At 42.4% G+C, this 23,339-nt stretch carries 23 protein-coding genes and 1 pseudogene; 19 read left to right on the top strand and 5 right to left on the bottom strand.

The window, feature by feature from the left end:
* Window positions 1-51: 51 nt before the first annotated feature.
* The 9 genes from ppc to mtnA all read left to right on the top strand — a co-directional run bounded on the left by ppc (window position 52) and on the right by mtnA (window position 12,091).
* On the top strand, window positions 52-3,132 hold the full coding sequence (gene ppc, locus V7L31_RS19485) for a phosphoenolpyruvate carboxylase (RefSeq protein ID WP_334697758.1): 3,081 nt from the start codon (window positions 52-54) through the stop codon (window positions 3,130-3,132).
* Between the two features lie 196 nt (window positions 3,133-3,328).
* Window positions 3,329-3,583, top strand: a complete 255-nt coding sequence (locus V7L31_RS19480; protein ID WP_334697757.1) for a hypothetical protein — start codon at window positions 3,329-3,331, stop codon at window positions 3,581-3,583.
* Between the two features lie 70 nt (window positions 3,584-3,653).
* On the top strand, window positions 3,654-3,959 hold the full coding sequence (locus V7L31_RS19475) for a small RNA NsiR4-regulated ssr1528 family protein (RefSeq protein ID WP_179065827.1): 306 nt from the start codon (window positions 3,654-3,656) through the stop codon (window positions 3,957-3,959).
* A 436-nt stretch (window positions 3,960-4,395) separates the two neighbouring features.
* On the top strand, window positions 4,396-5,358 hold the full coding sequence (locus V7L31_RS19470) for an aldo/keto reductase (protein ID WP_334697756.1): 963 nt from the start codon (window positions 4,396-4,398) through the stop codon (window positions 5,356-5,358).
* Between the two features lie 420 nt (window positions 5,359-5,778).
* Window positions 5,779-6,225 carry a hypothetical protein gene (locus V7L31_RS19465; RefSeq protein WP_334697755.1) on the top strand — a complete coding sequence of 149 codons (447 nt, stop codon included), beginning with the start codon at window positions 5,779-5,781 and terminating at the stop codon, window positions 6,223-6,225.
* Window positions 6,226-6,824: 599 nt separating this feature from the next.
* Window positions 6,825-8,732 carry a 1-deoxy-D-xylulose-5-phosphate synthase gene (gene dxs / locus V7L31_RS19460; RefSeq protein WP_334697754.1) on the top strand — a complete coding sequence of 636 codons (1,908 nt, stop codon included), beginning with the start codon at window positions 6,825-6,827 and terminating at the stop codon, window positions 8,730-8,732.
* Between the two features lie 225 nt (window positions 8,733-8,957).
* The gene (locus V7L31_RS19455) at window positions 8,958-9,347 is read left to right on the top strand and encodes a VOC family protein (RefSeq protein WP_334697753.1); all 390 of its coding nucleotides are present in this window, start codon (window positions 8,958-8,960) and stop codon (window positions 9,345-9,347) included.
* Between the two features lie 154 nt (window positions 9,348-9,501).
* Window positions 9,502-10,842, top strand: a complete 1,341-nt coding sequence (locus tag V7L31_RS19450; RefSeq protein WP_334697752.1) for a cytochrome P450 — start codon at window positions 9,502-9,504, stop codon at window positions 10,840-10,842.
* A 187-nt stretch (window positions 10,843-11,029) separates the two neighbouring features.
* Complete coding sequence (gene mtnA / locus V7L31_RS19445) at window positions 11,030-12,091, top strand: S-methyl-5-thioribose-1-phosphate isomerase (protein WP_334697751.1); 1,062 nt, start codon at window positions 11,030-11,032, stop codon at window positions 12,089-12,091.
* Between the two features lie 224 nt (window positions 12,092-12,315).
* Here the strand turns inward: mtnA and V7L31_RS19440 are convergent, their stop codons facing one another.
* Window positions 12,316-13,737, bottom strand: coding sequence for an NADP-dependent isocitrate dehydrogenase (locus V7L31_RS19440; RefSeq protein WP_334697750.1), 1,422 nt, complete (start codon window positions 13,735-13,737; stop codon window positions 12,316-12,318).
* A gap of 274 nt (window positions 13,738-14,011) precedes the next feature.
* Between V7L31_RS19440 and V7L31_RS19435 the strand changes: the two genes are divergently transcribed.
* From V7L31_RS19435 to V7L31_RS19405, 7 genes and pseudogenes are all read left to right on the top strand, one after another.
* The gene (locus V7L31_RS19435) at window positions 14,012-14,740 is read left to right on the top strand and encodes a GUN4 domain-containing protein (RefSeq protein WP_334697749.1); all 729 of its coding nucleotides are present in this window, start codon (window positions 14,012-14,014) and stop codon (window positions 14,738-14,740) included.
* Window positions 14,741-14,774: 34 nt separating this feature from the next.
* Window positions 14,775-15,023: pseudogene (locus V7L31_RS19430) on the top strand (BrnT family toxin); the annotation flags it as partial.
* Window positions 15,024-15,030: 7 nt separating this feature from the next.
* Window positions 15,031-15,276 carry a hypothetical protein gene (locus V7L31_RS19425; RefSeq protein ID WP_334697748.1) on the top strand — a complete coding sequence of 82 codons (246 nt, stop codon included), beginning with the start codon at window positions 15,031-15,033 and terminating at the stop codon, window positions 15,274-15,276.
* 51 nt (window positions 15,277-15,327) lie between these two features.
* Window positions 15,328-16,479 (top strand): ABC transporter ATP-binding protein, encoded by a 1,152-nt coding sequence (locus V7L31_RS19420; RefSeq protein ID WP_334697747.1) that lies wholly within the window; start codon window positions 15,328-15,330, stop codon window positions 16,477-16,479.
* 32 nt (window positions 16,480-16,511) lie between these two features.
* Entirely contained in the window at window positions 16,512-16,661 is a 150-nt protein-coding gene (locus tag V7L31_RS19415) for a hypothetical protein (protein WP_334697746.1), read from the top strand.
* 154 nt (window positions 16,662-16,815) lie between these two features.
* On the top strand, window positions 16,816-17,439 hold the full coding sequence (locus tag V7L31_RS19410) for a Uma2 family endonuclease (protein WP_334697745.1): 624 nt from the start codon (window positions 16,816-16,818) through the stop codon (window positions 17,437-17,439).
* Window positions 17,440-17,884: 445 nt separating this feature from the next.
* Entirely contained in the window at window positions 17,885-18,640 is a 756-nt protein-coding gene (locus V7L31_RS19405; protein WP_334697744.1) for a superoxide dismutase, read from the top strand.
* 158 nt (window positions 18,641-18,798) lie between these two features.
* Here V7L31_RS19405 and rsmG read toward each other — a convergent pair whose 3' ends face one another.
* Both rsmG and V7L31_RS19395 read right to left on the bottom strand, forming a co-directional pair.
* Window positions 18,799-19,533 (bottom strand): 16S rRNA (guanine(527)-N(7))-methyltransferase RsmG, encoded by a 735-nt coding sequence (gene rsmG, locus V7L31_RS19400; RefSeq protein WP_334697743.1) that lies wholly within the window; start codon window positions 19,531-19,533, stop codon window positions 18,799-18,801.
* A 90-nt stretch (window positions 19,534-19,623) separates the two neighbouring features.
* The gene (locus V7L31_RS19395; protein WP_334697742.1) at window positions 19,624-20,298 is read right to left on the bottom strand and encodes an ABC transporter ATP-binding protein; all 675 of its coding nucleotides are present in this window, start codon (window positions 20,296-20,298) and stop codon (window positions 19,624-19,626) included.
* Window positions 20,299-20,591: 293 nt separating this feature from the next.
* Here V7L31_RS19395 and V7L31_RS19390 point away from each other — a divergent pair, with 293 nt between their 5' ends.
* From V7L31_RS19390 to V7L31_RS19380, 3 genes are all read left to right on the top strand, one after another.
* Window positions 20,592-21,551, top strand: coding sequence for a Sll0314/Alr1548 family TPR repeat-containing protein (locus V7L31_RS19390; protein ID WP_334697741.1), 960 nt, complete (start codon window positions 20,592-20,594; stop codon window positions 21,549-21,551).
* Between the two features lie 100 nt (window positions 21,552-21,651).
* Complete coding sequence (locus V7L31_RS19385) at window positions 21,652-22,104, top strand: DUF3531 family protein (protein ID WP_334697740.1); 453 nt, start codon at window positions 21,652-21,654, stop codon at window positions 22,102-22,104.
* 8 nt (window positions 22,105-22,112) lie between these two features.
* Window positions 22,113-22,544: an NUDIX hydrolase gene (locus V7L31_RS19380; RefSeq protein ID WP_334697739.1), complete on the top strand. Its 432-nt coding sequence runs from the start codon at window positions 22,113-22,115 to the stop codon at window positions 22,542-22,544.
* Window positions 22,545-22,695: 151 nt separating this feature from the next.
* Here V7L31_RS19380 and V7L31_RS32660 read toward each other — a convergent pair whose 3' ends face one another.
* Both V7L31_RS32660 and V7L31_RS19370 read right to left on the bottom strand, forming a co-directional pair.
* Window positions 22,696-22,890, bottom strand: a complete 195-nt coding sequence (locus V7L31_RS32660) for a hypothetical protein (RefSeq protein WP_442944459.1) — start codon at window positions 22,888-22,890, stop codon at window positions 22,696-22,698.
* A gap of 197 nt (window positions 22,891-23,087) precedes the next feature.
* Window positions 23,088-23,333: a type II toxin-antitoxin system RelE family toxin gene (locus tag V7L31_RS19370; protein WP_334697829.1), complete on the bottom strand. Its 246-nt coding sequence runs from the start codon at window positions 23,331-23,333 to the stop codon at window positions 23,088-23,090.
* Window positions 23,334-23,339 lie beyond the last annotated feature (6 nt).

Below are 23,339 nucleotides of genomic sequence, written 5' to 3'. Positions count from 1 at the left end.
GTGCAAAACCTAGAACCGTAAACACTAATTAGCTTTACAAGAATAGAGAATATGGGTTCCCTTTTATACTCTTCGTCTCAAACTGCGGATATATACCCGGTGTCGGAATTATTTTTGCGCCATCGTCTCCAGGTAGTGGAAGAATTGTGGGAGTCAGTTCTCCGGCAAGAATGTGGTCAAAATATGGTAGATTTGTTGCGGCAGTTGCGCGATTTATGTTCGCCAGAAGGACAAGCAACAAATGACCAAGCATCTTCAGCCGTCAAATTAATTGAACAACTAAATATCAACGAAGCAATTCGCGCGGCTCGTGCTTTCGCTCTATATTTTCAGTTGATTAACATCATAGAGCAGGAATACGAACAACGGCAGCAATTGAGTCGCTATGAGGCCGAAAGCGAGGAAATCGAGCCGGAAACAGCGTCTAATGTTAACTATTCGTCTAATCAAGGAGAAGATGATGCGCCTGTTACCAAGGGAATAGCAGCAGCCTTCCTCAAAAAGAATTATCTCGAAAAGGCGCAAGTCAAACCCAAAGGTACTTTTGCTGCCTTATTTCCCTATTTATTCAAACTGAATGTACCACCCCAGCAAATTCAGCGTCTAATTGCACATCTGGATGTCCGCTTAGTTTTCACCGCGCACCCGACGGAAATTGTTCGTCATACCATCCGGGATAAGCAGCGACAAGTTGTACAACTTTTGCAAAAGTTGGATGCCTTAGAAAACCATTCTGGGACTACACCAGGAGCATACCCTTGGGAAGCAGCAGATGTCCGCGAACAATTGCTCGAAGAAATTCGCCTCTGGTGGCGCACAGACGAACTTCATCAGTTTAAACCCACGGTGCTAGATGAAGTAGATTATGCCCTACACTACTTCCAAGAAGTTTTATTTGATGGCATTCCCCAACTTTATAAACGTTTCAAACATACGCTATCCAATACCTTTCCTTGGCTAGAACCACCGAGTAAAAACTTTTGCTCTTTCGGCTCCTGGGTAGGCTCAGATAGAGATGGGAACCCATCAGTTACACCCGAAATTACCTGGCAGACAGCTTGCTATCAGCGCAAAATGGTGCTGGGAAGATATATTCAGTCAGTAAAAAATCTGATTGAGTTGTTGAGTGTGTCGATGCACTGGAGTGATGTCTTACCAGACTTGCTGGAATCTTTAGAAGCGGATCAGTCCCAGTTGAGTGAAGTCTACGACGCACTGGCGCTACGTTATCGACAAGAACCTTATCGGCTGAAACTAGCTTATGTACTGAAGCGACTGGAAAATACTCGCGATCGCAATCTAGCTTTGTACAATCGGGAAACGCCAACAAATCAAGATAGTCCCCTGTATCGTTCGGGAAACGATTTTTTAGCAGAACTGCGGATGATTCAGCGCAACTTAACAGAAACAGGTTTAAGTTGTCGAGAATTAGAAAATCTCATCTGTCAGGTAGAAATTTTTGGCTTTAACTTGACACAGCTAGATATCCGTCAAGAATCATCCCGCCACGCCGATGCACTCAATGAGATACTGGAATATCTACAAATATTACCCCAAGCTTACAACGACCTCTCTGAGGAGCAAAGAGTCGCTTGGCTGACAGGAGAATTGCAAACCCGCCGGCCATTAATTCCGGCCGAATTGCCATTTTCTGAGAAAACTAATGATGTCATTGAAACCTTCCGCGTCGTGCGATCGCTCCAACAAGAATTTGGTCTAAATATCTGCCAAACTTACATTATCAGTATGTGCCGCGACGTAAGCGACGTGCTGGAAGTATTGCTGTTAGCCAAAGAAGCCAGACTTTTTGACCCCGCCATAGCTGTGGGAACCATTCAAGTTGTCCCCCTCTTTGAAACAGTAGAAGACTTACAACGCTCCCGAAGCGTCATGCGGAAACTGTTTGAACTCCCCTTATATCGCGCTTTATTAGCCGGCGGCTACGAACAGATAAAAGCAGAGAATGAAACATCCCCCCCTGCTCCCCTGCTCCCCTGCTCCCCTGCCTCCTCCCCCCTCCCCACAAACTTGCAAGAAGTAATGCTGGGGTATTCTGACAGCAACAAAGACTCTGGTTTTTTAAGTAGTAACTGGGAAATTCATAAAGCTCAAAAATCACTGCAACAAATAGCAGAAAACTACGATCTAAATTTGCGGATTTTCCACGGACGCGGCGGTTCTGTGGGACGTGGTGGCGGCCCCGCTTATGAAGCGATTTTGGCTCAACCAGGTCATAGTATCAATGGGCGAATCAAGATTACCGAACAAGGAGAAGTTTTGGCTTCTAAATACTCCTTGGTGGACTTGGCTTTGTACCACATGGAAACCATCACCACTGCGGTGATTCAAGCTAGCCTGCTGCGAACAGGGTTTGATGATATTGAACCCTGGAATGAGATTATGGAAGAATTAGCAGCGCGATCGCGTCAACATTATCGTGCTTTAATCTACGAACAACCTGATTTTGTTGACTTCTTCCACCAAGTAACCCCCATTGAAGAAATTAGCCAGTTGCAAATTAGTTCCCGTCCCGCACGTCGTCCATCTGGTAAGAAAGATTTAAGCAGTCTGCGAGCGATTCCTTGGGTATTTAGCTGGACACAAACCCGCTTTTTACTTCCTTCTTGGTATGGCGTTGGCACTGCTTTACAAGAATTCTTGAACGAAGAACCAGAAGAACACTTGAAATTACTCCGCTACTTTTACATTAAGTGGCCCTTTTTCAAGATGGTGATTTCTAAGGCTGAGATGACTTTGGCAAAGGTAGATATGCAAATGGCACATCACTACGTCCAGGAATTGTCTAAGCCAGAAGATCAACTTCGTTTTGCCAAGGTTTTTGACCAAATTGCCAGCGAATTCTATCTGACAAGGGATTTGGTGTTAAAAATCACCGACCACAATCGACTGTTAGATGGCGATCCTGTACTGCAACGATCTGTACAGTTACGCAATGGCACAATTGTACCTTTGGGATTTATTCAAGTTTCATTACTCAAGCGCTTACGGCAGTCTCAAAATACGACTGCGACTTCTGGAGTAATTCATTCTCGTTACAGCAAAGGCGAGTTACTGCGAGGAGCATTGTTAACTATTAATGGCATTGCTGCTGGGATGAGAAATACGGGTTGATTGGGAATGTGGAAGAAGCACCTAGCCCTAGCGATTAGAAATCGCGGCTATACAAACGAAGTCCGCCTACGCGGACTAACGCAAAATCAAGTCTTTTCAACCTGCGGAGGCAGGTTTTGTCTGTGTAGCCGCGACTTCTAGTCGTCTGGTGCAAGATATAAGTTGTCCTTTTCCCATTCCCAATGAAAAATGACTAATGGCTAAAAATAGAATTTTAATTTGCACTTTTTTGGCTTTGTCATCAGGTTTTTTTGGCGCTTACACCAGTGGGCAAATTACTATAATGCTGCATAGCCAAAAGTGCCAAAACCAACCTTGGGGTTTAAAGGAGATGTGCAATGCTTGGATGACGCCAGGGGCAATGTGGCAAGGTAGCACAACAGGACTTTGGACAGGCACTATCTTAGGGGCGTTTGTTGGTGGTGTGGTGACGCGACAAGCTCGTGATTAGTTAACCTTTGGCGGCTTTGATGTCAGCAAGGCTGGTAAAATCTACCCATAGCTAAGAAGAGAAAATCACCATGCCTACCGAAACTAACTCAGGGAATCAAACTACTACTGGGGCTGATGCGATTGATGAAGCGATCGCACAGGGAATTGATTTTGATGGTTCTCCTATTCCGCCTGCCAAGTTAGAACTTTATGGTAAAGTTATGGCGCTAGAAGGCAATAGACAGCGCAGTGGTGTATCTAATACGATGCGATCGCGCATTGTGCGAATTGGTGCAAAGCACATTCCCCAAGCAGAACTCGACCAATTACTTGTAGATGCTGATTTCGCACCCCTAAAAGAAAAAGAAATTGCCTTTTTCTATAGCGGTAAATAATTATTCTGGAAATAGCTTATCTGTTGGCTGACATGCCCGCCCGGAAATAAATTTTCGGGCTAATAGTTTAAGTCTACTGAAGTAGACTGGAGATTTATGGCAATATTTAGTCATCTTCAGATGACTTTAGCTATTAGACGGGAATTTCAATTCCCGGCGGACAAGCGGTTTCGCGTTAAGTTGATACGTATGAGCAATGCTGTGTCCTTAATACTGTTCGGTTAAGGCAAGAGACGCGATGAATCGCCGTCTCTACAATAATCTCAATTCTTTACCTCACATATCCTAAATTGCCATCGATATTTTGGCTTCTTGAGTCTTTTCTCGATCGCGTTGAAAAGTGTATCTACAGCAAGATATTGTCAACTTTGCCTTGTGTTTGAATTGGCAGGTGGCTATATGTACTTGAGTAATAGCTGGAAGCCTTGGAGAACACATGTCAGAAACTACGTCAAATTCAGAAATGCAATATCGAGTACTCGGTAGCACAGGAGAGAAAGTTTCCGCGATCGGATTGGGCGGTTGGCACATTGCCTTGAAGCACGTTGATGAGCAATTGGCTATCCGTATTGTGAGAACAGCCATCGATCGCGGCATCACTTTTATGGATAACAGTTGGGATTACAACGGTGGAGTCAGCGAAATTCGTATGGGAAAAGCACTGCGCGATCGCTACCGAGATAAAGTGTTTCTGATGACGAAAATCGATGGTCGTTCTAAAAAAGAAGCTGCAAAACAGCTAGACGAATCACTGAAACGCTTGCAAGTTGATTGCATCGATCTGGTTCAGCATCACGAAATGATTCGATACGAAGATCCCCATCGAATTTTTGATCCAGAAGGGGCGAATGCTGCCTTCATTGAAGCGCGAGAAGCTGGAAAACTCCGATACATTGGCTTTACTGGGCACAAAGATCCCCATATTCATCTACATACGCTAGAAGTTGCAGCTGCTCACGGGTTTAAATTTGATACAGTGCAGATGCCGCTAAATGTGATGGATGCCCACTACCGCAGCTTTGCAAAACTAGTTGTACCAGAACTTGTGAAACAAAATATCGGCGTTTTGGGGATGAAAAGCTTGGCAAACGGTATTCTTTTACGGTCAAATACAGTAACGCCAATTGAGTGTTTACACTATGCTTTGAATCTGCCGACATCGGTTGTGATTACCGGAATTGACAGTATGGAAATTCTAGAGCAAGCTTTTGAAGCAGTGCGGACGTTCCAGCCAATGAATGACGAGCAAGTGCGATCGCTCTTAGCAAAAACAGCAGAAGCGGCATCACGCGGCGAGTTTGAGCCATTCAAAACCTCATCAATTTTTGACAGCACCGCCCAAAATCCAGATTGGCTGGGAGAGGAACCACAGCGCATCCAGCAATTGATGTCAGCGTGATGCTTTCTGAGTGTTGTCTGTAAAGGAAGTCCACACATCGATATGCTACCGCTAGTATTGGCATTGTATTGTTTTAACGTGAGTTCGACAGATTTCTCCCTGCCTTGAACTAAAGTTCAAGTCTGTCCCTCTCCGAGTCGGAGAGGGACAGGTTTTGCGTAGTAATACCAGGGAGAGTTCTTTTGGGTGGACATAATATAACCAGTCGAACTCACGTTGTTTTAATGATTACCAAAACTTACTGCAAACCTCTTAGATGTAAGGGAACTCCAAGAAATAATCTTTACTCAAAATTCAATCTATCAAAATAGTGAATTAATTTCATAACTATTGACGCTAGAATTTCTATCTACGGATCGATATGGCTAATAAGTTAAATAAAGTAGATTTAGTATACTAAATCACATGAGATTGTCTTGTATGAAACAGAATTATGTTACAAAACAGCTTTCCACAGTAAAACGCTGGATGGCTACAGCATTGCTTGGGATGTTAGCGATCGCTTTTGTTTGGCAAGGTGCATTTTTCTCGAACACCTCAGCAATGGCTGATCCTGCTGCAACCTTGATTGCATCCTCAGACGCAGGCGATCGCGCTCAAGAAAAAGCCAATAGAGATGCTGGACGAACCAAAAATTTCATTGATGATGCGGCAGATAAAGTTAAGGAAGCTGCCAGGAGCAATGCCAGTAAAGTTGACCAAGCAACAGATAGTGGTAGTTTTGCTGAACGCAAAGCCAAGAAAGATGCAGCTACAATTCAAAGAAGAGCAAATGAAGATGCATCTCGGACTAAAGAAGCAGTAGATAAAACAAAAAATGCTGTTGAACGCACTGTCGAAAACATTAAAGATGCTTTTGGTAAATAAACAATAGATATAGCAGCAACCCATAGATCCCCGACTTCGTAAAAGTTGTCGGGGATCTTGTTTTTCAGGAATGATTCAGAAAAATATTAGGTTATTGAAATACTGAATTTTGCTAAAATAATTAAGTAATTTTAGATACATATTGATTGCGCCTAGCGAAACTAGCGATCGCTGATAAAATTAGCTCCTGTCACCGCAAAACAGAAGAAACAATAATGAAATATTTACCAGCAGATATGCTAAATATATAGTTATAAATAAAATATTTAGCTTTCTTTTTTACTAATTTAAAAAAGTGAAATTGAGTAATCTTCGTAGGCAACTTCCGCAAATTACTTCTAAATAACTTGTTTTTCTATACGGATTACAAAGGAATTTTAAGTAGCATTACTTATTGACAAATGTGTTATAACTTTAACTAATTGCAATCTAATTTGACAAATTGTTAATGGTTAACAAATTTTTCACCATTATCAATTACGAAGTTATACTTTCCACTACAACTTAGTAACAATGTAAGAGTTTGATTCTGTGGATAACCCGACCGTGGGAAAATCAAAATACCGAAACTCGAAGTTTAGAGAGGAAAACCTTATAATATGCATCTGAGCGAAATCACCCATCCTAATCAGTTGCACGGTTTATCTGTTCGCCAACTACAACAGATTGCCCGTCAGATTCGAGATAAGCATCTCCAAACAGTAGCAGTTAATGGTGGACACTTGGGGCCAGGGTTGGGTGTTGTCGAATTGACACTAGGACTTTATCAGACACTAGATTTAGATCGGGATAAAGTGATTTGGGATGTAGGACATCAAGCTTATCCCCACAAACTGCTTACCGGACGTTACGATCGCTTCCACACTCTCAGACAAAAGGACGGAGTTGCAGGTTATCTCAAACGCGGTGAAAACAAGTTTGACCACTTTGGGGCTGGACACGCTTCTACAAGTATTTCCGCAGCATTGGGTATGGCTTTAGCGCGAGACTTGAAAGGGGAAAAATTTAAAGCCGTTGCCGTGATAGGCGATGGGGCGCTAACTGGCGGTATGGCTTTAGAAGCCATCAACCATGCCGGACACATGCCGAAAACTAACCTGTTGGTTGTTCTCAACGACAACGACATGTCCATATCTCGCAACGTCGGCGCGATTCCCCGCTATCTCAACAAAATGCGCCTCAGCCAACCGGTGCAATTTATTAAAGATAATCTTGAAGAACAGTTTAAACAAATTCCCTTTGTGGGTGAATCCCTGTCTCCCGAACTCGGACGCATCAAAGAAGGTATGAAACGTTTGGCTGTTCCTAAGGTAGGTGCAGTTTTTGAAGAACTCGGCTTTACCTACATTGGGCCGGTGGATGGACATAATCTCGAAGAATTGATTACCACCTTCCAACAGGCACATCAGATACCAGGCCCAGTTTTGGTACACGTCGCAACAGTCAAAGGCAAAGGCTATGAAATTGCCGAACTAGATCAAGTTGGCTACCACGCCCAAAGCCCCTTCAACGTAGCAACAGGCAAAGCCATTCCTTCTAATAAACCCAAACCCCCGGCTTATGCCAAAGTCTTTTCTCACACTTTAGTGAAACTTGCCGAACAAAACCCGAAAATCGTCGGCATTACTGCGGCGATGGCAACGGGGACAGGCTTAGATAAACTTCAGGCAAAACTACCCAATCAATATATTGATGTCGGCATTGCGGAACAACACGCGATTACTCTAGCAGCAGGACTTGCAACTGAAGGGATGCGCCCCGTTGCAGCTATTTATTCCACCTTCCTACAACGCGCTTACGACCAGATCATTCATGATGTCTGCATCCAAAACCTGCCAGTATTCTTCTGCTTGGATCGGGCAGGAATCGTCGGATCGGATGGTCCCACCCACCAAGGTATGTATGACATTGCCTATCTGCGTTGCATTCCCAACATCGTAATCATGGCACCCAAAGACGAAGCAGAACTGCAAAGCATGGTAGTAACTGGTGTTAACCATACCAGTGGCCCCATCGCAATGCGTTATCCGCGTGGCAATGGTTACGGCGTTCCCTTGATGGAAGAAGGTTGGGAACCTTTGGAAATCGGCAAAGGCGAAATTCTGCGTACAGGCGATGATGTGTTAATTGTTGCTTATGGCACAATGGTCTATCCAGGAATGCAGGCTGCGGAAATTCTTAGCGAACATGGCATTGAAGCAACTGTAATTAATGCCCGTTTCGTTAAGCCTTTGGATACCGAGTTGATTTTGCCTTTAGCTAAGAAAATCGGCCGTGTTATCACCTTAGAAGAAGGCTGTGTGATGGGTGGCTTTGGTAGTGCGATCGCTGAAGCTTTGCTAGATGCAGATATTCTCGTTCCTGTCAAGCGATTTGGTGTACCAGACGTATTGGTAGATCATGCTGAACCCAATGAATCAAAGGCAGAACTAGGTTTAACTAGCCATCAAATAGCAGAGAGAGTTTTGCAAGCTTTCTTTAAGCAGCAAGTATCGGCTGTGGTTTAGCTAATTCTTTGTAAAATGAATCGTCCACACTTGTGACTCAGGTGTGGGCGATCGGATCAAATTTAGAAAAACCTATGAAACTCTTTACAACTTGGTGACAGTATTTCTCAAGGCTTTACGTCTTTGGCAGCAGCCCGGACAGACCTTTGTTTTTCAACTTTGATTGCTAAACAAGTAGGCTATATTTTGGGGTACTTCAACAGATGAAGATAAGCTAAGTAGTATATGTTCAAGGGCGTTCAAGCTATATTTTTTTTCGTAAATGATGTTGTTGCATCGGCTCAATGGTATGGCGAGCTTTTAAATATACCAATAAATTACTTTTATGTAGAAAATGAAATACGGGGAGCGTCGATTGATGTTGGCGGCGTTGAAATGTTTTTCCATGTAGCAGATGAAAAAATGCGTCCGGGGAATGCAGGTCAAGTAGCTTATTGGCGTGTAGACAACTTTGAGCAAGCATTAGATTATGCCCAAAAGCATGGTGCTAGGCTTTATCGAGGCCCTTTGATAATTGAGGGACAGCAAGCAATTTGTCAAATGTGGGACCCATTTGGAAATCTTTTTGGTATGCAGGGTTTCACCAGTGTCTATAGTAGGTATAGCGTTTCCTAGTCTAATGAGGTACACGTCAATGTTGTTTAGTAGCTTTTAAAACGTACCTCACCAGATCGGGAACCGCTATAAAAGAACTTAATTAAATTGCTTGCATAATGAAACTGATTTAATTAATGTTATTAAACATACACCAAACTAGAGGTTTTTTGCTATGGCTGCTGATGTATTCGAGTTACCAGCACCGTCTGCTAACTCAATAGTTGGACATCTACTTGAACTTGGACAAGACCCATTAAAATTTCTGACTCGCTGTCGTGACTATGGTGACATTGTTCCTTTACAGTTAGGGTTAACATCTAGTTGTTTAATAACTAATCCTGAATACATAGAAGAAGTTCTCAAAAATCGCAACAATTTTATTAAAAGCCGAGGCTTACGAGCTTTAAAAACCTTATTAGGAGAAGGCTTGTTAAGTGCAGAAGGAGAATCCTGGTTTTGGCAGCGTCGTCTTGCCCAACCAGTATTTCACCAAAAACGGATTAATGCCTATAGCCAAATCATGGTAGATTACACCAACCAAATGCTTCAAAGTTGGCACGATGGTGAAACTCATGATGTTCATCAAGATATGATGCACCTAACCCTGCAAATAGTTATGAAGTGCATATTTAGCTCAGATGTAAATGCAGGAGAAGCCAAAGTTGTTGCCAATGCACTAGATATAGCAATGCAGTGGTTTGAAAGTAAGCGGCGGCAGAATTTTCTGGTGTTGGAGTGGTTTCCCAGACCTGAAAATATCCGTTATCGTAACGCTATTGCCCAAATGGATGAAGCTATTTATAAACTGATTCAAGAACGTCGCAATAGTGCAGAAAAAAGCAATGATTTGTTGACAATGTTAATGGAAGCAAAAGACGAACAAACTCTTCAGCAGATGGATGATAAATTGCTGCGGGATGAAGTCGCTACTTTAATGTTGGCAGGGCATGAAACTACTGCAAATACTTTATCCTGGACGTGGTTGCTCTTGGCGCAAAATCCCGAAGTGCGTGAAAAATTACAATCAGAGTTAAATCAAGTCCTGCAAGGAAAATTACCAATACTGGAAAACCTTGGACAGTTAGTTTATACACAGCAAATTATCAAAGAATCAATGCGGTTATATCCTCCAGTACCTCTGATGGGGCGAGAAGCAGCAGTAGATACGCAGATTGGTGATTATGAAATTCCCCAAGGTATGGCAATCATGATTAGCCAATGGGTAATGCACCGTCATCCCAAGTATTTTGAGAATCCTGAAGCTTTTCAACCAGAAAGATGGACACAGGAATTTGAAAAGCAACTACCGAAAGGAGTATATTTTCCCTTTGGAGATGGGCCAAGAATTTGTATTGGTAAAGGTTTTGCTCAGATGGAAGCGGCTTTATTATTAGCAACTATCGCTCAAAGTTTCCAAATGGATTTAGTACCAGGATACCCAATCGTGCCACAGCCTTCAATTACCTTACGTCCAGAAAACGGACTAAAGGTACAACTCAAACAGGTTGCTTAAGAAGTCAGGAGAAATCCCCATAAATAAATTTAGGCGTTCCGTAAGCGTCAGCCAAAGGGAAATTTAACAAGGACGCTGTATTTTAAGACGTATGACTCAAAATACGAAGTCTGTTTACTTGCCCCTAAATTTATTTATAGGGATAATTAATTTTTAATTTTTAATTTTTAATTCGGAGCAAAGCAACGTGACACTTTCCACAAACCAGGTTTATCCCGTTATTTGGCACAACGATTCGGTGTCACTAATTGACCAAACGCGCTTACCTAACGAATATACCTTTGTGGAAATTCACCGCAGTGAAGATATGGCGCGGGCGATTAAAACGATGATTGTCCGAGGTGCGCCGGCAATTGGTGTGGCTGCTGGTTATGGTATGTATCTTGGCGCGAGGGAAATTGAGACTAGCGATCGCACCGAATTTTTGCAACACTTAGATCGAGTAGCCCAGTTGTTGCGTTCTACTCGTCCAACGGCGGTAAATTTATTTTGGGCAATTAGCCGGATGATCAAAGCCGCCAAAGAAACCCTGGGAACAGTAGAAGAGATTAAGCAAACACTTTTGCAAACTGCCCAAGCAATTAATATTGAAGATTTGCAAACCTGTCAAGCGATCGGCGACAATGGTTTGACAGTGTTGCCTACTACCCCAGAAAAGCTGACGATCCTTACTCACTGCAACGCTGGGGCGCTAGCTACTGCTGGATATGGCACTGCTTTAGGTGTTGTACGTTCCGCTTGGAGGGAAGGACGTTTAGAACGTCTATTTGCCGACGAAACCCGTCCCCGCTTACAAGGTGCAAAACTCACCACTTGGGAATGTGTGCAAGAAGGTATTCCTGTGACATTAATTACTGATAATATGGCAGCCCATTGCATGAAACAGGGTTTGATTCATGCTGTAGTTGTGGGTGCTGACCGAATTGCCGCTAATGGCGACACTGCTAATAAAATTGGTACTTATAGTGTGGCGATCGCAGCTAAAGCTCATAATATCCCTTTCTTTGTCGCTGCACCCCTTTCTACCGTCGATTTTGAATTAACCGATGGTAGCAAAATTCCCATTGAAGAACGTGAACCAACAGAAATTTATCAAGTTGGCGATACTATTCTGACACCTGCGGGTGTAGATTTTTACAACCCAGCTTTTGATGTGACTCCAGCTGAGTTGATTACAGCCATCATTACAGAGAATGGAGCGATCGCACCTCATCATTTAGCAAAATCACAGCTAAAGCAAGTAGTGTGAGTTCGACGAACCTCTCCCTGCCTTAAATTAAAATTCAAGTCTTTCCCTCTCCGACTCGGAGAGGGAAAGATTTTGCGTAGTAAAACCAGAGAGAGGTCTTTTTACTCGACTAATTAGCCCTAGTAGTCCGTCAAGAAAGAATTGAGGGATGAATTACCTGTAGAGACGGCGATTTATCGCGTCTCTCTAACCGTCAAAATAAATTTGACAGACTACTAGTAGACTTAACCAAAATGCTGAACAATCGCGTCGGCAAATTCAGAACATTTTAAGGGTTCAACTGGCGGTTCTAGCAATCGGGCTAAATCGTAAGTGACTTGACTATTTGCGATCGCATCGCTTAAACCTTTCTTAATTAGGTCTGCGGCTTCTTGCCAACCCAAAAATTCCAGCATCATCACACCAGATAAAATCACTGAACCAGGATTAATCCGATCCAATCCGGCGTGTTTGGGTGCAGTGCCGTGGGTAGCCTCAAATATCGCACTAGAATCGCCAATATTTGCCCCTGGCCCCATTCCCAATCCCCCAACAATAGCAGCAGCAGCATCAGACAAGTAATCGCCGTTCAAGTTCATCGTCGCCAAAATCGAATACTCATCCGGTCTGGTTTGGATTTGTTGAAAAATACTGTCAGCAATCCGGTCATTCACCAAAACTTTCTCTTTCCATTTACCGTCGCCGTGGGTTGACCAAATTGTGTTAAGAACAGTTTCAACTTCCTTGACAATTTGCGCTTTCTTCTCTTCGGTGAGACTATCAAACCCAGGATCAATCTCGTGGGCGTTTTCTTCTAAGGAAATATTGGGATTTTTCTCTTTGTTACTCAAAATCCAAGATTCTCGTTCTGTAACAGTTTCTTGGCGAAATTCACTGGTTGCTAGTTCATAACCCCAGTCGCGGAAAGCGCCTTCGGTGTACTTCATGATGTTGCCCTTATGCACCAAAGTCACTTGTCGCTTATTTTTTGGCAATAGCAAAGCGTGTTTAATAGCACGTCTAACTAGGCGCTGGGAACCAGTTTTGCTGATGGGTTTGATGCCAATGCCAGAATCAAGAGGAATACGTTTTTTCCCGTGTTCTGGGGTAGCGGGGATTAGTTCTTCATTGAGAATTTTAATTAAGCGATCGCCGATTTCGCTACCTTGTCGCCACTCAATCCCTAAATATATATCTTCTGTATTTTCCCGATAAACAATTACATCCAACTTTTCGGGATTTTTGTGGGGTGAGGGCGTACCTGCATAATAACGGCAAGGACGCACGCAGGCATATAAGTCAAAAATTTGTCGCAGCGCCACATTTAAAGAACGAAATCCCCCACCAATGGGAGTAGTCAAAGGCCCTTTAATAGCTACACCATATTCTTCAATTGCCGTGAGAGTATCTTGAGGCAAATACTGATAAGTACCGTATAAATCACAAGCTTCGTCTCCAGCGTAAACCTTAAACCAGCTAATTTGACGCTGACCCTTATATGCTTTGGCTACCGCAGTATCGAGAACTTTTTGGGTAGCAGGCCAGATGTCTATACCTGTGCCGTCGCCGCGAATAAAGGGGATAATTGGATTGTCCGGTACGATTGGTTCACCATTTTTGAAGGTGATTTTTGCTCCGGCTGCGGGGGGGGTAATCTTTTCGTACATCGTTCACACACTCCTAATCGATACGCTGCTATTCAAAAAATCTTTATGTGGCAGACTTGTATATTTTGCTATGTTTTTTGTTCGCCAAGCCGTAAGGCACAGATTTTCCCCCTATTTCCCTTGTACATTATTTGGGGATTAAGTGTGGGATTCAGTGAAGCGATCGCAATTTTGTACGATCAAAAATAGTAAACTACTTTTCGCTATCAGTGCTTCACTTTAAAGAAGCCCAATAGCTTACCGCTCTTTCACTGACCGCTAAAACGAGAATGGCATGACAGACCCAATGATTTTATCAGACCCGGCAAATGACATCGACTCCCTGCGACGACCGTTAATCGCTGGGTCTGAAAAAGTCCAACAACAGATAATCCCACAATTAGCTGAGTTGGGTAATGAGGGATTAGACGTGTTGATGGAATTTTTACTGAAACGACGTGATAACCCAGCAACTTGGATTGATGGCAAAGCTTACCAAGTCCTCTATAACTCTGATGCACCTCAAGTCCAAGAATTTCTGCGCTCCTCTTTTCCTGAGGGAATTGTACCTCTAAAATCAGAGTGCGGGATTAACTATAATTCTTTGCAACAGCTACTTGCTGCTCAAGACTTTCAAGCAGCTGATCGCGTCACCATCGAAAAAATGTGTGAACTATCAGGGCCAACGGCTGTACAACGAAAATGGTTGTACTTTACTGAGGTAGCAAAGACCTCGGCTGTTGACTTGCAAACCATTAATAACCTCTGGTTAGTCCACTCGGAAGGTAAATTTGGTTTTTCAGTGCAGCGAGAAATCTGGTTGAGTTTGGGTAAAAATTGGGAGAATTTCTGGCCGAAAATTGGCTGGAAAGCAGGTAATACCTGGACGCGATACCCTAACGAGTTTACCTGGGATTTGAGCGCCCCTAGAGGTCACTTACCCCTCTCTAATCAACTCCGGGGAGTACGAGTCTTTGCTTCTTTACTCTCTCACCCTGCTTGGTTGAAGAATCCAGAAAAATGATTATAATTTCATGAAGTTTTAGTGGGATGAAAACAAAGCGACAATAAATCTTTTAAAGCATCAGGTTTCTTTTGAAGAAGCCAAAACTGTTTTCGACGATCCGCTCTATGTTGACTTCTATGATCCAGACCACTCTGATGCTGAGGAGCGTTACCTTATTATTGGAGAGTCAAGTCGGGGACGCTTACTAATAATTTCGTATACGGAGAGAGGAAATTCGATTCGTTTCATTAGCGCAAGAGAAGTAACGCGATCCGAGCGAGAAGCATATAAAAAAGGGTAAGCCAGAAATGGAAGACGAACTGCGATCAGAGTATGACTTAAATAGTCTAAGAGTGAGAAAGCTCGGCCCTGAACGAAAGAGCTTCGGTGAAACAACAATTCGTTTAGAACCTGACGTAGCAGAGGTTTTTCCCAATGCCGATACGGTCAATGAGGCTCTAAGATTTCTGATTAGAATTGTACAAGAAAAAAAAGTTTCTACACATATAAAACAGCCTCATAGTTTATTAGAGGAGGTGGGTAAAAACTCCTAATATTGAGTTGAAAATGCCGCAGATTCCAAACTGAAAATATTAAATTAGATAATGGCAAATGTTCGTCTAGAAGATATTAAGCGTAGATTTAACAATGTCACCGCTATTGAGGATATTACCTTTGAAATTCCTGATGGCGAATTTTGGGTTTTAGTCGGGCCATCGGGTTGTGGTAAGTCTACAATTTTGCGAACGATCGCAGGTTTAGAAACCGCTACATCTGGCAAACTCTTTATTGGCGATCGCTTGGTGAATAATATCCCCGCCAGACAACGGGATGTGGCGATGGTGTTCCAAAACTACGCTCTCTATCCTCACATGAGCGTGGCCCAAAACATCGGCTTTGGCTTGCAAATGCGGAAGGTTGACCGAAAAATCATTCAAGAACGGGTGATGAATGTGGCGCGATCGCTTTCTCTGGATCACCTGCTGGATCGTAAGCCCAAACAACTTTCCGGGGGACAACAACAACGGGTAGCATTAGGAAGAGCGATCGCTCGTGAACCCCAAGTGTTTTTACTTGATGAACCTTTATCTAATTTAGATGCCCAATTGCGCGATGATACCAGGGCAGAATTGAAACAGTTACATCAAGAATTAGGCATTACAACTATTTACGTCACTCACGATCAAGTTGAAGCGATGACTTTGGCTGATAAAATTGTCGTGCTAAATCGCGGACGGATTCAACAAATCGGCGATCCCCAAACTATTTATGCAAGTCCTGCTAATCAGATGGTGGCAACTTTTTTAGGCAGTCCGCCAATGAATATTCTGCCTGCAATCTATCAAGACAATGGTTTTGATGTCAGTGGACAGTTATTAGTAATTCCAGCGGATGTGAAGGAAAAATTAAATTTGCGTCAGGGATATAGTTTTGATTTGGGGATTCGTCCAGAGCATATTTTTATTAACGAATCGCCCTCCGGGTTCACAGTCGCCTACGGTGGGAAACCCGCCTACAGCGCTGATTCACCAAAACGCCAAGAAGGAAATGAGAGTCAGCTGATTGTGGAAGTGAAGGTGGTGGAACCTTTGGGAAGGGAAACTTTGATTCGTGCTGGTTTACCTGGTTCGGCGGTGGTATTGAATATTCAGGTAGGTGGGGATGTGCGTCCGCGTCCAGGCGATCGCCTTTCTCTACAACTAGATTTAAATTACTTGTTTGTGTTTGATCCCAAAACTGGGGACAGAATATTATAAGCGCTTCGGAGTGTAAAATATAATTGTTTTGTGTGCGATTGTTGTACTTGGTGGCGAGGGATAGGTTAGCGATCGCATCCAGAATCATCACCACACCGCCATTAATCCAAGTTTTGACCGTAACTCTGACCTTGCGTGGTGCGATGCCTGCGGCGGGCGTAGCCATCGCGGTCATTTGTTAATCAAATAGCGAAAATTTGCTGTATCTTTTGCTGAGTAAGAACCTTGGCTAGTCCATGCCGATTTACTTTCACCTTTGGCCGCTATACCCCGTTAACTCTTAATTTTCAGGTTACAGCAGTGAGAAGTTTTTATATCCATAATCAGGATGAAATAATGATTCAATCACTACAAAAACTATTTACATTTGATGAATATATTGAGTTTTTAGAAACACAACCGGAAAACATTCGTTATGAATTACATGATGGAGATATTATTCAAATGCCGCCACCATCAGGGAAACACGAGCAAATAATAGCATTTTTAACAATGATGTTAGGGTATGAGTGTCTTCGCCTTAAACTTTATTACGGCATACCTAAAACCGCCACAGTGAAGCCAGAAAATAGAATGTCAGGGTACTATCCTGATGTTTTATTAATGAATTTTTCTAACTTGGATAATGAACCATTATGGGAGAAACAATCTATCCTTAGTAAACCGGCTTCAATTCCATTAGTGATTGAAGTAGTCAGTACTAACTGGAGAGATGATTATCATAAAAAGTTTGCCGATTATGAAGAAATGGGTATTCAAGAATATTGGATTGTGGATTATGCTGCTTTGGGTAGCAAGGAATTGATAGGCGACCCCAAACAGCCAACAATCACAATTTACTCTTTAAGTGATGAGGGTGAATATCGTGGTAAACAGTTTAGAGGAGACGACCGTATAGAGTCGCCAACATTTCCAAATTTAAATCTAACTGTTGAACAAATATTTTCAGTGCGTTATTGATGAATTAGACCGTAACCGCCACAGGCAACGTACTGAGAAGCGCTCTAAAAATCCTGTTGAGGGTAAACAACAGCCTAAACCTATCTCAATGTCTCACCCGTCCCTAGCCACATATCACAAGCTACAGGACATGCTAAAAGAGGCTGGACTATACGAAGAACTCGATTAACCACCCAATACCCCATAATTCCCTTAACACCCCGTAGCGCCTCTTGTGGCGACGGGGTTTATTTTTGGTGGTTGGGTGCGAACCTATAATTAGTTGTAAAAAGATAGTTTAAGTAAAAATACATAACGTTTTGAATATTAGTACTTAATATTACAAGTCTAAAAAAAGTTTCTTATACTGCCAGCAATAATCGCCAATCCCCAATTTTTTTGTAGCCATAATCTAAGAAAATAAAAACTGCAATAGAGACTTAATCGATTCGCGGCAAAAACTTATATGACTATTAATCGACGCCATTTCTTGTTCATATTCACAGTAGGTGCGGGTGCTTTTGCATTAGATGCTTGTGCATTAGCAGAAAAATCTTCTGAGGGTAATACTGTAACTCCCGACGCAACACCAAATACAACAGGTGCTATCCAACTGCCCTCTTTAGCTTACGCCTACGAAGCACTGGAACCGCACATCGATGCCAAAACAATGCAGTTTCACCACGATAAACACCACGCAACCTATGTGAAAAACCTGAATGCAGCCTTAGACAAACACCCAGAACTCAAGGGTAAAACTGTTGAAGAACTGTTGCAAAAACTTGACAAAGTACCACAAGATATTCGCAAAACAGTACGTAATAATGGGGGTGGTCATGTCAACCACTCAATGTTCTGGAAAATTATGAAGCCAAAAGGTGGGGGAGAACCAACGGGAGATATAGCCTCTGCTATTAATAAAAACTTTGGCTCTTTTGCAGCTTTCAAAAAACAGTTTAACGAAGCTGGCGCTGGTCGTTTTGGTAGTGGTTGGGTTTGGCTAGTGCGTAACAAAGATGGCAAGTTGGAAGTGACAACTACAGCTAATCAAGATAGTCCTTTAAGTGAAGGCAAATATCCTATCCTGGGTAATGACGTATGGGAACACGCCTATTATCTCAATTACCAGAATCGCCGCGCCGATTATTTAGATGCTTGGTGGAACGTGGTTAATTGGGATGAGATTAACAAGCGGTTTGCAGCCGCAAGTAAATTTGCTTAAACATTGAGACAAGGAGAAAAGCAGGAAGAGAGAGAAAAATAAAAACTTGATCTTCCGCTCCTGTCCAAATAATTTGTGTTTTCGAGACGCGATAAATCGCCCTCTCTACAAGTGTTTTGGTCTTGTCTGAACTGTATTGCTTTATAATTACGAATTAGTTAAAGAGGCTTTTGGGTAGGTACACCAATAGCACGGGGAAACTGAACTGGTGTGGTGGCTACCTTACGCAAATAGACACAATGGCGGATGCTGTGACTCAGGGGTGTTGTAAATTGTTCGATTGATTCAATCACGCCACCCAACTGCTTCACAGCATTCTGCAAAGCAGTTGTTTCATCTTCTGTCCAATTACCGCGATAAATTATGGCTAAACCTCCCTGTTTGAGCAGTGGTAGAGTATATTCTGCACAGACCGAGGCTGCACCGACAGCACGAATCAATGCAATATCGTAAGCTAATCGATGCTGGGGATAATGACCGATTTCTTCAGCTCTACCAACCAGAGTTTTAGCATTGCCAAGGGCAAGTTCAGTTAATATATTGTCGATAAAAGCAATTTTTTTTCCAGTGGAATCGAGAAGAGTAATTGTGGAATTAGGTACAGTAATTGTCACTGGAATACCTGGAAAACCTGCGCCTGTTCCAATATCAATGAGAGTGGGGGAAGCAGTAAAGAAATTTGCTGATAACAGGGGTGCAATTCCTCGCAGAGAATCCCAGAGATGTTTTTCCCAAAATTCTTGGGGATCAGTGATGCGAGTTAAATTTAGTTGGCGATTACCTTCTAGAATTAACTCATAAAGCTTTTGAAATTGCGCTTGCTGTTGGACAGTTGGTTGCCAATTGAGAGTTTGCTGCCAGATTTCTGCCATCTCAGGCAATAAGTTTGTCATTAGTCATTAGTCATTAGTCATTGGTTATTAGTCATTGAGCATGGGGCATTTATTCTTTCTTCCTCCACTCCCCACTCCCTACTCCCTCTTTCATACTGTTGGTAAAGGTTCTTTAGCTTTGGCTGCTAGTGTTTTTGGGTCTACTGATTCTAGTTCACCGTGGTTGAGTGTCCAGCATCGGTCTGCGATCGCTAGCAAATCCCCAGCATCGTGTGTCACTATCAACAGTGTCCAATCTTGTTTCAGTTTCGCTAATAAATTTACCAGTTGCCGACGCATTGACCAATCTAAGCCAGCTGTGGGTTCATCTAATAACAGTAAATTTGGCTGGCGAATCAATTGCACTGCCAAAGCTAAACGTCGTTGCTGTCCGCCACTCAAAGCATGAGGGGCAACGGAAAGCGATAAATGCTCTAATCCCACCTCACTCAACGCTTGTCTGACTCGTTCTGACCCTAACTCAGGATGTCCTAAACGCAATTCTTCTAAAATCGAACCGCCGCAAAAGTGCCGCTCTGGAAACTGAAATACCAACCCAGCCAATTGTTGTAGCTGTTCGGCTATTAGTTCTTGTTCCCGCCAAAAGAGTGCGCCAGTTGTGGGTTCGGCTAGTCCCGACAAAATTTCTAGTAAGGTACTTTTACCTGAACCACTTGGGCCAATAATCAAACCTAGCTGCTGGGGTGCTAATTCCAAGTTGATCGATTTGAGAATCGCTGTTGGGCACGCTGTAGGATGATAATTTACATTTCGGAGATAGAGCATTTGTTAAGATTACCAAAAAGTCAGCAAATTACTGATTAACTACACTGAGAGTATCTAGAAAATTCTGGAAAAATTTATCGCGAATTATCTGCCTTAACACCTTAATATCGCAGCAAGAATCATTTACATTTTCTCTATTGTGGCAGACTCACTCTGAAACAGTGCTGAGTAAGGTTAGCGCTAGTGGGGCGTTTAACCTGTGCTGAGTAAAAAAGTAAAATTAAACTTAACCATTTTTTGTATTCTAAGTAACACATACAACTATTTCAACCGCAATTATTCTGAGGGTTAAAATGACTAAAAGGTGTTCTTCTCCTAGATTAATAGTGTCTGCTCAACTCACTACCCTTGTTCAGACTGCTTTTGCAGCGGCGATCGCCTTTGGCGTTGCCCCTTGGGCAATCGCATTTAATTTTTGGGTAAGTCCTTCTCTAGCTGGCGATCCCTTTCGCGATCGCGAACCTCATCAAATTGGCGACCAAACAGAAGCAGCTTTTAAAGCGATTTTCCAACAAGGTAATTATCCAGCAGCAGATCGTTATCTACAACAAGCAATATCCAAAGAGCCAAACGAACCTCTAGCTTATGCCATAAAGGCATCTTTAGCATACGGAAATAAGGATTGGGCTAAACTCGATACCTACAGCCAGAAAACTCTAGAAACTGGACAAAAACTGATTTCTAGCGATCCGTTGCGTGGTAATTTATACACTGCTGTTGGTCATTTTTTGGAGGGTGCAGTAGTTATCACCCGTGAGGGTACAGTCAAGGGTGTACCGCAAGCATTTAGTCGGTTGCGACAAGTTTATGAATATTTAGATAAAGCCGAGGCAATTTCTGCCAACGATCCAGAACTGAATTTAATCAAGGGTTATATGGATTTATTATTGGCGGTTAATTTGCCTTTTGCTAGCCCAGATCAGGCAATTCGACGTTTAGAACAAAATGCTGCTCCCCAGTATCTAGTAGATCGGGGTGTTGCTCTTGCTTACCGGGATTTAAAAAGGTATCCACAAGCACTAGAGTATGTCAACCGAGCAATTAAAACCACATCCGATAATCCAGAAATTTATTATCTCAAAGCCCAAATCCTGAAAGAATTGGGGCAAAAAGAAAAAAGCCAGCAGATAATCCAGGAAGCGATCGCAAATTTTGACAAAGCACTGACTAAAAAATCCCAACTCCCAGGCGATTTAGTCAAACAAATTGAGAGTGAACGCAAAAATGCTATTAGCCTTAAAAGTCCTGGGTAATTGGGCATTAGTTATTCTCCCTCATTTCCCTACTTCCCATTCCCTATGCTCTACTTTGATATGCTTATTTGCAGAACATTAATTGAGATATTAGACCAAAATGGATATTCAGTTTCGCGAAATTAATCCTTTTGATGTGTGGATTTGGCTAAAATTCAGCACAAATCCTTCTGCGCGTGAAAAGCAGTATGTAGAAGAAGTTTTCAATTCCTGGTTTTATCTAGGTAAATTGGGTGCATTTAATGCAGAGAATCTTCAGGTGCAGGACACTGGACTCGATATCAGCTACATGAATTATGATGAACAAGGCTATGACAAAAGTCTACTAGCACTGATGCACAACATTGGTGAGTTTGAATATGAGGGACAGTGGGGGCGTTGTTGGTTTGACTTAGGAACCAGTGATGCGATCGCATTGGATATTTTAATCAACGCCCTCACACAGCTAAGTCAGGAATATGTCACCATTGAAGAATTGTACATCGGTGGCGAAAATCCCGATTGGCCTGTTGAGGACAGTGAAAGTCGTCCTCAGTCTATCTACGATAATTAGTTACAAAAATGAATAAAGCAGGTGAAATTCGGGTAATCGCTTTGGGGCTAATTCGGAATGGCGAACGCATATTTCTTTCTGAAGGCTACGATCCCGCAAAACAAGAAAGATTTTATCGGGCTTTAGGCGGTGGTGTTGAATTTGGCGAAACCAGCCGCGCCGCCTTAGAACGGGAGTTTCAAGAGGAAATTCAGGCAGACTTAACGAATATTAAATATCTCGGTTGTATAGAGAACCTGTTTATATTTAATGGCAGGCAAGGTCATGAAATTATTCAGCTTTATCAATGTGACTTTGTTGATCCTAAATTTTATCAACTGGAAAGTTTAATTTTTTCAGAATCACCACATCATAAACATAAAGCGTTATGGATAGATATCTCTCGCTTGAAATCAGGAGAATTCAAATTAGTACCTGAAGTCTTTTTTGAATATTTATAAAGAATATGGAATTTTACTAAGATTACTTTGCTGCTAATTATGTTACCGCACTCAGCAAAGACACAATATAGTGGTTGAGACTAACGCCTTCCCGTTCAGAAGTCTCAGTTATCAGCAAACCCTTGACGAAACTGAGCGGTTATACGTGACTTCACAATGTATCTGAATCTAACTCCTGGGTTTTACCTGCACGGTATTCAGCCATTGCCTCAGTTGCAAGTTTGGTAAGCATATCTGGAGAACGGGCAAAAGCTTCATCCCAACGGCGTTCATCTTCTAGTTCTTCCGCATCTTGTTCACAGATTCCAAGTGGGTTCCTCAATTGGCGTAATTTGGTAGGGTCGATTTTGCCAGGATCTAGAAAGGTAACGAGGACTTGGGAGCGATCGCTAATATCTTGCGGTAGCTGGGTGAGGTGAATTTGTCCATCCTGATAAATGCCTTCGATAGTTTTTATCATGAGTTGAAGTTGGGTTGGTATTTCCTTTAATTCTACTAACTAGACTCAAAGGGCTGGGTATGAAATTATTGCCTGCTCAAGCGTCAATCATCTTTATAAACTTCTCTACGATGCCCTACTCTGACAACAGTTACGACTAGGACATCATCATAAATATGATACAAAATCCGATAATCTCCTACCCTTATACGATAACGATTTTCACCATTTTTTAATTTGCCGATACCATCAGGGCGAGGATCAAGAGCTAATTGTTGAATTTTGCTCTCTAGCCTTTCTTGAATATCTACTGGTAATTTTTTGAGTTGTTTAGATGCACTTTTGGAAATTTATAC

Origin of the sequence: Nostoc sp., assembly GCF_036916655.1 — a bacterium.
Taxonomy (GTDB): Bacteria; Cyanobacteriota; Cyanobacteriia; order Cyanobacteriales; family Nostocaceae; genus Nostoc.
Note: the sequence above shows the minus strand (reverse complement) of the source record. Positions and strands in the feature narration are given on the sequence as shown.

What these genes read in the sequence shown, in the direction of transcription:
- V7L31_RS19470 (WP_334697756.1), top strand. Translation starts at nt 4,396, where the DNA reads ATGTCAGAAACTACGTCAAATTCAGAAATGCAATATCGAGTACTCGGT.
- V7L31_RS19435 (WP_334697749.1), top strand. Translation starts at nt 14,012, where the DNA reads ATGACAGACCCAATGATTTTATCAGACCCGGCAAATGACATCGACTCC.
- dxs (WP_334697754.1), top strand. Translation starts at nt 6,825, where the DNA reads ATGCATCTGAGCGAAATCACCCATCCTAATCAGTTGCACGGTTTATCT.
- V7L31_RS19390 (WP_334697741.1), top strand. Translation starts at nt 20,592, where the DNA reads ATGACTAAAAGGTGTTCTTCTCCTAGATTAATAGTGTCTGCTCAACTC.
- V7L31_RS19455 (WP_334697753.1), top strand. Translation starts at nt 8,958, where the DNA reads ATGTTCAAGGGCGTTCAAGCTATATTTTTTTTCGTAAATGATGTTGTT.
- ppc (WP_334697758.1), top strand. Translation starts at nt 52, where the DNA reads ATGGGTTCCCTTTTATACTCTTCGTCTCAAACTGCGGATATATACCCG.
- V7L31_RS19440 (WP_334697750.1), bottom strand. Translation starts at nt 13,737, where the DNA reads ATGTACGAAAAGATTACCCCCCCCGCAGCCGGAGCAAAAATCACCTTC.
- V7L31_RS19420 (WP_334697747.1), top strand. Translation starts at nt 15,328, where the DNA reads ATGGCAAATGTTCGTCTAGAAGATATTAAGCGTAGATTTAACAATGTC.
- V7L31_RS19480 (WP_334697757.1), top strand. Translation starts at nt 3,329, where the DNA reads ATGGCTAAAAATAGAATTTTAATTTGCACTTTTTTGGCTTTGTCATCA.
- V7L31_RS19465 (WP_334697755.1), top strand. Translation starts at nt 5,779, where the DNA reads ATGAAACAGAATTATGTTACAAAACAGCTTTCCACAGTAAAACGCTGG.
- V7L31_RS19385 (WP_334697740.1), top strand. Translation starts at nt 21,652, where the DNA reads ATGGATATTCAGTTTCGCGAAATTAATCCTTTTGATGTGTGGATTTGG.
- V7L31_RS19475 (WP_179065827.1), top strand. Translation starts at nt 3,654, where the DNA reads ATGCCTACCGAAACTAACTCAGGGAATCAAACTACTACTGGGGCTGAT.
- V7L31_RS19380 (WP_334697739.1), top strand. Translation starts at nt 22,113, where the DNA reads ATGAATAAAGCAGGTGAAATTCGGGTAATCGCTTTGGGGCTAATTCGG.
- V7L31_RS19405 (WP_334697744.1), top strand. Translation starts at nt 17,885, where the DNA reads ATGACTATTAATCGACGCCATTTCTTGTTCATATTCACAGTAGGTGCG.
- V7L31_RS19410 (WP_334697745.1), top strand. Translation starts at nt 16,816, where the DNA reads ATGATTCAATCACTACAAAAACTATTTACATTTGATGAATATATTGAG.
- rsmG (WP_334697743.1), bottom strand. Translation starts at nt 19,533, where the DNA reads ATGACAAACTTATTGCCTGAGATGGCAGAAATCTGGCAGCAAACTCTC.
- V7L31_RS19425 (WP_334697748.1), top strand. Translation starts at nt 15,031, where the DNA reads ATGGAAGACGAACTGCGATCAGAGTATGACTTAAATAGTCTAAGAGTG.
- V7L31_RS19450 (WP_334697752.1), top strand. Translation starts at nt 9,502, where the DNA reads ATGGCTGCTGATGTATTCGAGTTACCAGCACCGTCTGCTAACTCAATA.
- V7L31_RS19395 (WP_334697742.1), bottom strand. Translation starts at nt 20,298, where the DNA reads ATGCTCTATCTCCGAAATGTAAATTATCATCCTACAGCGTGCCCAACA.